General features: G+C 63.0%; 7 protein-coding genes. 3 read left to right on the top strand and 4 right to left on the bottom strand.

Annotated features, from left to right (window positions below; translation table 11 throughout):
• Nucleotides 1–82: 82 nt before the first annotated feature.
• The gene (locus AB4N98_RS00700) at nt 83–4,756 is read right to left on the bottom strand and encodes a hypothetical protein (protein WP_368949837.1); all 4,674 of its coding nucleotides are present in this window, start codon (nt 4,754–4,756) and stop codon (nt 83–85) included.
• Nucleotides 4,757–4,928: 172 nt separating this feature from the next.
• Here AB4N98_RS00700 and AB4N98_RS00695 point away from each other — a divergent pair, with 172 nt between their 5' ends.
• The 3 genes from AB4N98_RS00695 (at nt 4,929) to AB4N98_RS00685 (ending at nt 6,720) form a co-directional block, all read left to right on the top strand.
• Nucleotides 4,929–5,219 carry a DUF5629 family protein gene (locus AB4N98_RS00695; protein WP_065878409.1) on the top strand — a complete coding sequence of 97 codons (291 nt, stop codon included), beginning with the start codon at nt 4,929–4,931 and terminating at the stop codon, nt 5,217–5,219.
• Complete coding sequence (locus tag AB4N98_RS00690) at nt 5,206–6,381, top strand: lactonase family protein (protein WP_065878411.1); 1,176 nt, start codon at nt 5,206–5,208, stop codon at nt 6,379–6,381. Before AB4N98_RS00695 ends, AB4N98_RS00690 begins: the two co-directional genes overlap by 14 nt.
• 156 nt (nt 6,382–6,537) lie before the next feature.
• Complete coding sequence (locus tag AB4N98_RS00685; RefSeq protein WP_065878413.1) at nt 6,538–6,720, top strand: hypothetical protein; 183 nt, start codon at nt 6,538–6,540, stop codon at nt 6,718–6,720.
• Nucleotides 6,721–6,768: 48 nt separating this feature from the next.
• Here AB4N98_RS00685 and AB4N98_RS00680 read toward each other — a convergent pair whose 3' ends face one another.
• From AB4N98_RS00680 to AB4N98_RS00670, 3 genes are read right to left on the bottom strand one after another with little or no spacing between them, the layout of a single operon-like run.
• Complete coding sequence (locus AB4N98_RS00680; protein WP_460149158.1) at nt 6,769–7,362, bottom strand: glutathione S-transferase; 594 nt, start codon at nt 7,360–7,362, stop codon at nt 6,769–6,771.
• Nucleotides 7,359–10,997 carry an AAA family ATPase gene (locus AB4N98_RS00675; RefSeq protein ID WP_137220271.1) on the bottom strand — a complete coding sequence of 1,213 codons (3,639 nt, stop codon included), beginning with the start codon at nt 10,995–10,997 and terminating at the stop codon, nt 7,359–7,361. Before AB4N98_RS00675 ends, AB4N98_RS00680 begins: the two co-directional genes overlap by 4 nt.
• A complete protein-coding gene (locus AB4N98_RS00670; protein WP_116079564.1) occupies nt 10,994–12,235 on the bottom strand; it encodes an exonuclease SbcCD subunit D C-terminal domain-containing protein in 1,242 nt (413 codons plus the stop codon). Before AB4N98_RS00670 ends, AB4N98_RS00675 begins: the two co-directional genes overlap by 4 nt.
• Nucleotides 12,236–12,242: the final 7 nt, after the last annotated feature.

The raw sequence follows: 12,242 nt of genomic DNA, 5'->3' as shown, positions 1-12,242 counted from the left end.
CCTTTACGAGAGAGAAGGGATGCCTGTGTACGTTAAGGCCCGCTGGACCACCCAGGTGTTAGCCGGCTACCGCTGTTCGCCTTCAGTGGGCCAACGGTAAAAACCAGCGTTCGGCCAGTGGTTTACCGAGCATGCCGCGATGAATGTCTACCACCGCCTGTGAGCTTTGCGCTTTCTCCAGCAAGGCGTAATAACTCTGACGGCGTTGCTCTTTGGTTTTAAGGTGCGCCACGCTGTAATCGGCTTTGGGCGTTTGCGCGGTGCTGTAGTGAAAGTGTGCGTACCACAGCGGGTAGCCCTCGCGGTCATTGATCGCATATTCCTGGATGAAGTCTTTACGCGCACCGGTCATCGCGATGCGCTCGCCGAGCGCCGCGACCTGCACCAGGTTTTGATCGACCAGAAACTGCAGGTTGCCATTGGTGGGGGGCAGTTCCAGGCTCAACGCGATACGCAGCTCATGCCCCTTGCGCAGGAGTCGCGCGACACCTTCGCGCATCTGCTCAACCAGGCCCTGGTCCGCCGCCAGCCTGGACGCGCTGGGCTGCGCCTGGATCGCGGTGTCCAGTTCGGTCGCGAGTTTGTCCAGGCGCGAGGCTTCGTTGCTGAGCAGTTCCTGGATTTCCTGTGGGTGACGGCAGAGTTTTTTATAGCGCTCGGCACCGCTCAGGTGGCCGTCCAATTGGCTGAACAGCTTGCGCGCTTTACCCCGCAGCTCGTTGATCGGTCGGGACGGCAGCGGGTCCGGCTTGCGTACCACGCGCACTTCGTCCCAGATCTCGGCTTCACGGCGTGAGTAGGTGGCGATGAGCTGGTTATCGTCCTCCGAGCGCACCTCGACCAGGTCGACCGACTGGCTGGTGGCGGCGGGTGTGAGGTCACCGATCACCACACCGCCGCTGCGCGTCCTGATGAGTTTTTTGGAAGCCCGCCCGGTTCTGACTTTGGGGCGTTTGGGTGGGCGCCGACGGGGTTTGGGGTCGGGTTTGACTTCACTGGCCAATTGTTGGCTGGCGTCCTCGTAGAGTTTTTCGACCAGCGTGAACATCTTATTGAAGTGCTCGGTTTCCAGCTCTTCGCCGTTGACTTCGCGCAACCCCTGTAGGCCGTCCAGTGCCTGCCCGTAATGCTCGACCAGGCTCTCCAGGGCTTCGCGCAGTTCAACCGGGCTCAGTTCGGTGAGCTTGAGTTCGGAGTGGGAGCGAACCTGCACATTCAACGGCTCGATGATTGCGTTCAGACCTTCCATCAGGTCCAGTTCCACCTCCTTGATGCTCAGCACGCGCAGGCTCAGCAGTTGCAGCTTGGTCACCCCCAGCGCGCTGATTTCATCTTCCGGCCGGTCCGCTGTCAGGCGTTCGTAGGTTTTAACGCCGTCCTCGCCGAGGTTATACAGGGCCGCCAGTTGCCGGTCCTTGAGTTCAAGGTTGCGGATGCTGCGCTCATTGATCCCGATCAGCTCATTGATGAATGCCAGGTAGCGGGCGTATTGATTGCGGATGATTTGCTGCAGTTGCAGCCCGCCCGTGGTGAAGCTGCGGTTATCGGCGTAAAGCTGCGCTCGGTCTTTTTCCGCGATCACCACGGCTTTGCGCGCGTTGTTGATGGTGTTTTCCATCAGCACCAGCAGGGTATCCGCGGGCAAGGGAATGCCGTGTTGCACCCGTTCGTCCTGGGTATCGAGCAGCTGTTGGAACACGCGGGTCTGATTTTCCAGGGCGGTCTCGAACTTGCGCCGTTGGCTGGCGCGTTGCAACGCGGTGAAGCGTGGGTCCTGCTCGGATTTTTCCATGACGCTTTGGGACACATCCAGCGCCTGCTGCAGCGCGACCTGTTGGGCCACGAAGTCGTTGTACTGGTCGGTCAGTTGCAGTTTCCGCTTGGCCTTGCGCTCGCGCTCCGCTGCCACGCGCTTGAGCGGCATGCCGCCGCGCAGGCGCAGGTTGAGGTCCACCGACCAGCGGCCCTGAGCATCCGCGCGTACATAGGGCCCTTGGCGAGTGGTGTCGAACGGGTCGACGATCACCACGCTGTCGTCGTCCAGCAATCTGAGCCGGTACAGGTTCTGCTCAATCAACACGTGCCATTCTTTGTGGATCACGTACAGCCCTTTACGCGGACCATAAACAACCGGCTGCGGCAACGCCGCCGGGCGCGGCACCTTGAGGCGCAACAGGCGCGCCTGCTGCAATGCCGAGAGTCGCCGGTGTGCGCCGGCGAAACCCATATCCAAGGCTGTGCGCCGCTCGCCTGGGAACTGGCCGGCCATGACCACCACCCCTTCGGTGATCGCGGCTGCCTTGGGTTGCGGCCACTGCTCCGGCAAGCGGCGCGGTGCGGGCAGACGCAGTGCGCCCTCCGTGACCTCGGTTGGCAATGGCGCGGCGGCTGTCGCCGTTGGGGCCAGCTCACCCAGTACGATTGCCATGTTCAGCACCACGTCGGCGGCGGCCAATTCCCGCGTGACCGGATCCGCGCTGTTGAGCGCGGGCACGTCCCGCTCGAAGCTGGCGGTCAGCGTCATCAACCAGGCGGTGAGTAACGCCGGCCCGCGCAGCAGCGGTAGCAACAGCGTATTGAACACCACGCCGCCGGCTTCCATCAGCGCGGACCAGCGGCTGCTGCGGGTGGACACCGATTCATGGCTGGCCTGGCCGACCAGCGCCCTGGCGTTGCTGCCATACAGGTACTGCATCAATTGCCCGTTGAGCAGGTATTGCAGCAGTTCGTGGCTGGCGCCGTCATTGGCCAGTTGCGCCGGCGCCGGGGTTTCAAGCGGGGCGAACTCGTCGCCCTGGCCGAAACGTACGTAATGCGGCTCCTGGAAACCGCCGTTGTCGTAGATCGGGCGGGCCTTGTCGGACAGCCAGGTCAGCACGCTGGTTTGCAACGCCCCCGGCTGCGCGATGGCAGTGAGCAACGCTTGGCGCGTGGCGAATTCGAGCAGCGGCTCGGCGTACAGCGGGCGGTAAAGCAGGTGAGGGCCTTGCGTGTTGTCCAGGGGTTCGATGATGAACATGTTCGCGACGATGTCCGGTACCGCTTCAGCTTTGCGCAGCAACGCCAGGCAGCGAATGGCCACGGCTTGATCGTCCACCTTGCGCGCATCGGCCCCGGGTTGTACCAACGCGGCGACGTAGCGGGCGCCGGTGGCGGTGATCCCGCCTTCTTGCTTGAGGTGTGTTTCCAGTGCTTGCAGGGGCAATTGATAGCGCAGTTGCTCGGCAAACAGGCGCGTACGCGCTTCCACGGGCGGGGCGTCGCCCAGCAGCTGTTGTTTCAGAGCGTCGGGGTAGCGTTGGCCGATGTCGACGCTTTCGATCAGGCCGTCGGTGCGCGTGATGAAGTCTGCCGTCAACCAGCTCGGCAGCGTCAGGCCATCACGGTGTTTCAACGTGAGGGTCCCGCCGGGGCGCCCGGCCAGATTGGTGATGGCCAGTTCAGTCAGGCTCATCTGCCTCGCATCGGCAATGCCGGGCGCGCCGGGGTAGCCCGCGTATTTGGTGAAGGTGAGCAGCACGTTATCGGGGTCATAGCTGGCTGGGAGCGAGGGCTGCTCGTCGCCGCTCAGGGCGCGTTGCTGTTCAGCCTCAAGGGCCTTGCACAGCACGCCGACGGTGTAGCGGCGAATATCGCTAATGCCGCTGAGAAACGTCTGGCCTTTGTTGAGGATTTTGCTGCCGGCCAACCCCAGGCTGTATTGGCGGTAGGCCTGTTGTTGAGTGGGCGAGGCGTTTTGCAGCCAGGCCGGCAGTTGCGTGCGCCCCAGGTTCGCCAGCAGCGGGTCGGCCTGGGGGGTGTCGGTAAAGTAGCGTGCGGGGTCACTGAGTTCGCGAAACAGCGCTTGCAGGGTGGCTCGTCCCAGCGTGCAGGGCAGGCGCAGGGCTTGCAGGTTGCTCAATTGTTGGTTGAGGATCAGCGCCGCCTGTTGGTCGAACACATTGCCTTGCACCTCGTAGCGCGTCCAGGTCAGCGTATCGAAACGGTACTGATCGGCAATGTGTGCGCCCCAATATTGACCGAACGCGTCAATCGAGGCGAACGACTTGATCATGCCATCGGGCCGGCACAGCAGAACGATGATCCGGGTCTGCACGGTGCGCACCAGCAGCAGGTCTGGGCTCAGCAACGCCTCCTGTTGGTCAAGACGGGTTTCCAGGGCGTACACATAGGTCTGCGTCGGGCCGTTTTGCGCCTGGCGTTGATCGTAGTCAGCGCAGTCGATGATCTGTTGCAGCGTCTCGCGCTCCACGTCGCTCAGGCCCGGTTGTTTCAGGGTGGCGATTTGCAGGGTTTGCGCCAGCAGGTCGCTGATCTGGCGCCAGCGGCTGTGGGCCGGGTCGTCGGTGTTGTTCCAGTAGTCGGTCAGCGCGTTTTGCAGGGCGATCGGGACCGACCAGGGCAGCTCTTTGATCAGGGTGTCGATGCGCTGCATATCCAGTGCAGCGCCTGCGCGGGTTCTCAAGCGGGTCGGCGGCTGTTCTGTAAGAAACGGCGCGCGCGAGTCCACCTCGCCCATGCCCAGTACGGCGCCCGTCGCCAGGTAGTCGAGCACGCGGGGCATGAGCAGTTGATGGGTCCAACCGGCAGTGGGGGCAGGGCTGGCCAGTCGGACCTGGTCCAGGTTCAGGTTCAGGTCGGGGTACTGCTCGGCGATGGTCTTCGCCAGTAGATTTTGTACAACGGATTCGAAACTGGGGCAGTCGGCGAACATCGCGCTGACAGTGTTGGCCACGCTGGGCGAGGGGGACGGCATGTAGTGTTCTCCGGAATGAATAATCGAGCATCGCAGCGATGCGCGATTACTTAACGCCGTTCCAGAGGGGGAGAAGGGGTATCGGGTTACCTCAAGGCTCACGGTAGCGGTGGGTGTGTGGGCGAAACTCGCCTATCATGGCGGCCTTTCTTTTTAAGATGATCGACTTGTGATGAATGCCCTTGACCTGAGCACCGCCCTGAAAGACAGCGATATGCTGATCATCGACGGACTGCACGCCTTTGATTTCACCTTCGAGGAAGCTTTGCGCATCGAAAGCATGGACGGTCGGGAACTCAAGCGTTGGACGTTCAGTCCAGAACAACTGAAGGCCGCGACCTTTGATGAGTCCTTGCAGCGCTGGCGCTTGAGCAATGACGACGGTGAGCATCACCTGGCTTGCCTGCAGGCTGTCAAAGGCGACAACAATAACGACGAGGACGAAGCCGATGATGATGCGTAAATTCTGGCCCCTGCTGATGGCGGGCAGTGTGGGTGCGATGTCGGTACAGGCCGCACCCGCCGACACCTATGAACTGTTGGTGGGCAGCTACACCGCCGGCACCAGCGAAGGCATTTACCGTGTGCAGTTCGACAGCCGTACCGGCCGGTTGCAGGGCAAGCCGGTATTGGCGGCCAAGGCGGCCAACCCTTCGTGGCTCACGGTCTCCAAGGACCAGAAGCACCTGTTTGTGGTCAACGAGAACGGCCCAGGGCAGAAAGACGCCGTCGGCCGCGTCAGCAGCTACCGCATCGACCCACAGAGCCACCAACTGACCCTGATCAATCAGGTGCAGAGCCTGGGCAACGAGCCCACCCATTCCAGCGTCGCCGCTGACGGGCGTTACCTGTTCGTCGCCAACTATTCGGTGCAGGAAGATCCGGGCGGCAGCCTGGCGATCCTGCCGGTGGACACCACCGGCAAACTGTCGCCGCCGGTGCAACTGAGCGGGCACCCGGCCAGCCGCGTGAACCCTGAACGCCAGGCGTCCAACCATGTGCATTCGGTCGTGTCGTCGCCGGACGGCAAGTACGTGTTTGTGCAGGACCTGGGGGCCGACAAGGTCTTTGTCTACCGTTACGACCCCAAGGCCAGCCACGAGCAGCCGTTGACCGCGGCCGCCCCGGCCTCGGTGCAATTGCCGCCGGGCAGTGGCCCGCGCCACCTGCTGTTCAGCGCCGATGGCAAGCATGCCTGGCTGACCACCGAGATGAGTGCCCAGGTCGCGGTGTTCGATTACCACGACGGCACATTGACCCAAACCCAGTTGGTGGACTATGCGGCCGGGCAACCGGTGTCGGACAAAGCCGGCGCCGCGCTGCACGCCTCCAGCGATGGCAAGTTCCTGTATGTAAGCAACCGTGGCACGGCCAACCATATCCTCGTGTTCAGCATTGACCCGGCCACCGCGCACCTCAAGCAAGTGCAGCAGCGCTCGGTGGAGGGCGACCACCCGCGCGAATTCAGCCTCGACCCCAGCGGCAGGTTTTTGCTGATCGCCAACCAGAAAAGCAACGAAATCGTAGTGGTCGAACGTGACCCCAACACCGGCCTGCTGGGTAAAACCGTGCAAAAAATGCCGATCGATGCGCCCAGCGACCTCAAGTTCCTGCTGCGTCAATAAGCCACAGGCCCCGCCGTGCGGGGCCTGAGCCTTTGTATTAATTGCAGTGATAGCGGCTACTGTTTCAAAGCATTTCTAAGGCGTAACCCTCGGAGCGTAAGTTTGGTTCCAAGGCCTTCCCGGCCACTCAACCAAACGAACACAAGGGTTACCGCCATGAACTTCAATCTCTTCTCTGTTATCGCTGCTTCCGCCGTATCGGCCACTGTTGCACTGCCGGCTGCGGCCAGTGTGGAAGTCGCCGGCAAGCCATCGAGCACCAGCGCCTACACCCAGAAATACCTGCAACAAAGCGCCAATTTTTACGCCGCGTTGGATCACAAGGTTCAAGCACACTGAAATCCAATGTGGGGGGCAAGCTGAGTTGGCCCCCCCTCCGACTTTGCGTTAAGGCCTGGCCATGACGGCGATAAACAGCGGCGACTCCAAAAACCGCCGCAACCAATCCTGCAAGCGCCGATACGGCGTCGCCGCGAACCACTCTCGATCCACATGGGCGAACTGGCGCACGAATGGCGCCAGCGCCACATCGGCAAGGCTCAGATGATCGGCCAGCAGGTAGTCTCGCTGCGCCAGCAACCCCTCCAGCCGCTGCAAGAACACCTCACCCTGCGCCCGATAAAATTCCATCGGTTGCTGTGGGTAGCGCTCGGCGTATTTGTATTGATCCAAGTGGTGTTTGAACGCTTGATCGTTTTCCATGATCAGCGCCAACACCCTCGGCTCACCCTGGAGCAACCAGTCATCAGGATCGTTTTGCGCCAGGGCCCATTGCATGATCGCCAGGCTCTCATCAATCACCTGCCCGTTCACGCTCAACACCGGCACCGTGCCCTTGGGCGACAGCGCCAGCATCTCGGCCGGCTTGGCCTTGAGGCTGACCTCTAGAATGCGCACCGCGACCCCTGAGTTGCGCAACGCCAGGCGTGCCCGCATCGCATAAGGGCAGCGCCTGAACGAATACAGCAGCGCCTCGTTCACTTGACCTCCAGGGTGCTCAAGCCGTTGCCCTGACGCTTGACCTGGATCTGCACCGGGATGCGCTCGTGCATTTCCTGCACATGGGAAATCACCGCTACCTTGCGGCCCTGGGCCTGCAAGCCATCCAACGCGTCCATCGCCAATTGCAGCGACTCGGGGTCGAGGCTGCCGAAGCCTTCATCGATAAACAGCGATTCGATTTTCAACGTACTCGACGCCATCGACGCCAGGCCCAGAGCCAGTGCCAGCGACACCAGGAACGTCTCGCCGCCGGACAGCGAATGTACCGAGCGCAGTTCGTCGCCCATTTCGGTGTCCATCACCAGCAGGCCCAGCATGCTGCCGCCGCGCTTGAGGCGGTAGCGTCGCACCAGTTGGCGCAGTTGCACGTTGGCGTGGTGCACCAGCAGGTCAAGGTTGTAGGCCTGGGCGATCTTGCGGAACGTATCGCCGGTGGCCGAGCCGATCAGTGCATTCAGGCGCGCCCAGCGTTGCCACTCGTCGTAGGCGCTGGCGATCTGGTCGGCCAGGGCGCTGTTGGCGTCCTGGCGCCGCTGGTCTTCGGCTTGGCGCGCACGCAGTTCAGCCACCTGTTTGTCGCCCTCGGCCAGTTGCTGGTTGAGGGCGGCGAGGGCGCTGTCCAGTTGTTCGGCTTGCAGGTTGCCGTTGTGCAGGGCCTGGTGTTCGGCCAGGCGCTGCTCGCGCTCTTGCAGCAGGACCTTGGCTTGTTCCACGGCCTTCTCGCTGTGTTGCAATTGCTGGCGCAGCGCGTTGAGGTGCGCGTCGTCGAAGGCCAGCAGGCGGGCAAGGCCGGCATCATCCAGCTCGGGCTGCAACGCGCGCCATTCGCGCAGGCTGGCGTCGAGCGCCTGCTGTTCGGCGAGCAGCGCCTGTTGACGTTCCTGTTGGGCCTTGAGGTCGGCGGCCAGTTGCACCAGCGCATTGCGCGTCTCTTGCAGGTGCGCGTTGGCGTCGGTTTCGCCTTGGCGCGCCTGCGCCACGGCCTGGTCCAGTCGCTGCTGCCACTGTTCGGCGCTGGGGTGCTCGCCCAGCAAGTCGCGCAGTTTTCCCTCGGCGGCTTGCTGATGTGTGGCCAGCTCGCCGACCTGCTGGGCCAATGCCTCAAGTTGCTGCTGGCGATGCTGTTGGTGGGTCTGTTGTTTCTCGATGACCTGTTGGCGTTCCTGTTGCTCGGCCAGCTCATCACGTTGGTGGCCCAGTTGCTCCAGGCGTTGGCTGACCTGTTGGTCCAATTGCATGAACGTTGCCGCGGGCTCCTTGCGCAGACCCTCCAGGGTTTCGGCCGGCAACAGGCTGGCGAAGGCGTTGAGTTCTTCGTCGAGGCGTTCGCGGTCGTTGGACAGTTCGCGCTGCTGGTCCACCAGCAACTGACGGGCTTGCTGGCTGGCGTCCTGGGCGGCTTGCAATTGTTGCTGCAAGCGCCCGGCGTTTTGTTGCAGGTTGAGCAGGGCGGCCTGGCGCTGTTCGTCCTGGCTGATGCTTTGCGTCAGTTGGGCCAGTTGCTGGGCCAGCCAGGGGCTACGTTTGGCGGCGTCCTGGTTGAACAGCGAAGCGGCCAGCGGATGTGCATCCAGGCTGGGCTGGAGCGCCTGTTGTTGCGCGGCCACTTGCTCCTGTTGGTGCAGGAACTCCTTTTGCTGGGCGATCAGCCCGCCAACTTCGCCACGCAGCTCGGTGAGTTGTTCCTTGAGGGTGTCGACGGCTTTCTGCGCCGTGGCCTCTTCGGTTTCGTCATGGCGGCCGAGGCTTTGCAGCAGCGCTTCGGGTTGGTGGTACGGGTGCTCATGGCTGCCGCACACCGGGCAGGGCTGGTCGTCCTGCAACTGCTCGCGCAACTCTTCGACGCTGGCACTGCGCGCCAGGCGTTGGCGTTCGAGCAGTTGCTTGGTCACTGTCAGCGTCTGCTCGGCGACCGTCAGTTCGGCCTTGGCTTGCAGGCCGGCCTTGTTGAGTTGTTCACGCTGTTGCTGGGCGTCGGCGAGTTTTTGCGTCAGCGTGACGGCTTGCTGGTCCAGCTGTTGGCTGCTGTCCCAGAGGCGCGTGAGGTCTTCAAAGGCGCGCTGCTGCTTGCGATTGTCCTGCAACAGGCTGGCGAGCAGTTGGATCTGCTCGGCCACCGCATGGGGTTCGGCGCCGGCCTCTTGGTACAGCAGGTCCAGCGACTCGCGTTGTGCGCTGAGTTGTTCGGCGGCGCGGGTGGCGCGTTCTTCCAGTTGCGGCAGTTCTTCCTGGCCCTTTTTCAGGCGGCTGCCAATCACCATGAGTTGTTGCAGGCGCTCGCGCTGGTAGGTCCAGCCCTCGCTCAACGGCGCCAGGGCCGTGCTGCGCTCAAGCTCGGCGCCCAGGCGTTGCAGGCGCCCGGCAACCTGCGCTTGCTTTTCGAGCAAGCCATTGAGCAGGGTTTGGCCTTCGGTGTAGGCGGTTTGCTGCTGGAGGTGCTCTTCGGTGCGCTTGGCCAGGTCTTTGGTCAAGTGGGCGAGGGTGCTTTGTTCGTCGAAAGCCTGACGCAGCGGCGCGACCGCATCGCCCTGGTTTTTCAGGGCATCGGCCAAGGCGGCCTGGGCGGCTGCCTGCTGCTGTTGGGCTTGTTCCTGGCGTAGCTGCAGCGCGCTCTGCTGCTCGATATGCTGCTGAATCTGCGCGGCCAGAGGCGTCAGCAATGCGCTCAGTTGCGCCTGGCGTGCGAAGTGATGGCGTTGCGGCGCCAACTGTTCCAGGCGGCTGAGGTCCTGGCGTTGCTGGCCCTGGCCGGCCCACTCGGCCTCGGCGCGTTGCAGTTGCTCGGTGGCGCTGAGCTGGCGCTCCTGCCACTCGCGCAATTCCTTGAGCCAGGTGTGCTGCAACTCCAACTGCTTGAGTTGGGCCTGCCGGGTCTTGAGTTGTTGCTGGGCGTCGGCCAGTTGCTGGTCCAGGTCGGCGCGTGCTTCAGCAGCCAGGGGCACTACGCCGGTGGCCTGGTCCTGCAACTGCTTGTGGGCGTCCTTGGCCTCTTTGGCCTTGTCGAACGCGCGGCGGCCGAGTTGGCTGTACAGCGCGGTGTCGGTGAGTTTTTCCAGCAGTTCGCTGCGCTCGTTGTCGTTGGCCTTGAGGAAGGCGCTGAATTCGCTTTGCGCCAACAACACGGCGCGGGTGAACTGCTCGAAATTCAGGCCCAGGGCCAGTTCCAACTGGGTTTTGTATTCGGTTTTCTGGCTGGCCAGCAGTTGCTCGCTGTCCAGGTCGATCAGGCTCTGGCGGCTGTTCTGCAACTTGCCGCTGGCCTTGTCGCGTGCGCGGTTGGCCTCCCAGCGCGCCCGATAGCGACGGCCGCTGACGCCGACAAAATCCACCTCGGCATAGCCGCCGCCAGTGCCGCGGCGCAGCAGCGTGCGCGGGTCGCCGATGGCAATATCGCTGTCGGCATCGGGCATTTTGGCCTGGCCGGTATCGCCCAGGCGCGGCACGGCGCCAAACAGCGCCAGGCACAAGGCGTCAAGCAAGGTGCTTTTGCCGGCGCCGGTCGGCCCGGTAATCGCAAACAACCCGGCGCTGGCCAGGGGCTCGGCGGTAAAGTCGATCTCGAACGGCCCAGCGAGGGAGGCGAGGTTTTTCAGGCGGATGGCGAGGATCTTCATGGCTGCTCCTCCTGGTGTTGCACTTCCTGGAGCAGCACGGCGAAGTCCTGCAAGGTCTGTTCGTCCACTTCACTGCCGTAGCTGTCTTGCCAGGCGCGGCTGAACAGCTCCTGGGGCGTGAGCTGGTCGAGTTCGATCAAGCGTTCGTCGTCTGGGTGCTCGCTGCTTCGTTTACCGGCGTATTCGGCGGCGATGCGCACCAGGCGCACGGCCTTGCCTTGCAGGGCGGTTTCGATTTGCTGGCGCAGGTCCGGTTGCGGCTCGTCGAGGCGCACACGCACTTCCAGCCAGGGATGGCGCTGGGTTTCGGCCAGCAGATCGACGTCGGGCAGGTCGGCCAATTGCGTAAGGATATCGGCCAGGGGCGCCGCTTCCAGACGTTGCAGGTTGACCGAGCGCGGAATCAGGATAGGTTCGACGCTGACCAGCGCTTGGCCCTGGAACGTTACGTCGAGAATCTGGTGTTTGTAGCCGATTTCGGAAAACGACAGTGGAATCGGCGAGCCGCTGTAACGAATGCGCTCTTCGCCATTGACCTTTTGCGGCTTGTGCAAATGGCCGAGGGCAACATAGCCGACACTTTTGTCGAACAGGCTGGCCGGCAGCGCCTCGGCATTGCCGATGACCAGGCTGCGTTCGGAGTCTTGCGACACTGAGCCACCGGCCATGTGCGCGTGGCTGACGGCAATCAGCGCCTGGCCTTTTTTGCGTTTGGCGTTGGCGGCGGCGATCAACCCCTCGTGCACCTGGCCGATCCCGCGCAGATAGTCGTCACCCAGGTGCGCGCCGGTCACTTGCGCGGGGCGCAGGAACGGCAGCGCCAGGCACCACGCGGCGATCTTGCCTTTGGCATCCGGCAGGGGAATCAGCAGGCGCTCGGCATCCAGTTGGCCGTCATCCAGCCACAGCACGCAACCGAGCGCATGGGTGCGCAAACGGCGCATCAGCGGCGCCGGCAGCTCGATACGCGAACCGGAGTCGTGGTTGCCGGCGATCATCACGATGGTCAGCGTAGGGTTTTGCTCGTGGGCGCTGATGATGAAGTCATACAGACGCTCCTGGGCCTTGAGCGGCGGGTTGACCGTGTCGAATATATCGCCGGCGATCAGCAGCGCATCGGGGTGGTGGTCACTGATCTGGCGCAGCAGCCACTCAAGGAAACAGGCATGTTCGAAGTCGCGTTCCTGGCCGTGCAGGTTTTGGCCAAGGTGCCAGTCGGAGGTGTGGAACAGACGCAAGGCGAAC

It is taken from the genome of Pseudomonas sp. S3_E10 (genome assembly GCF_054667615.1).
This window is presented reverse-complemented; position numbering and strand designations above follow the sequence as displayed.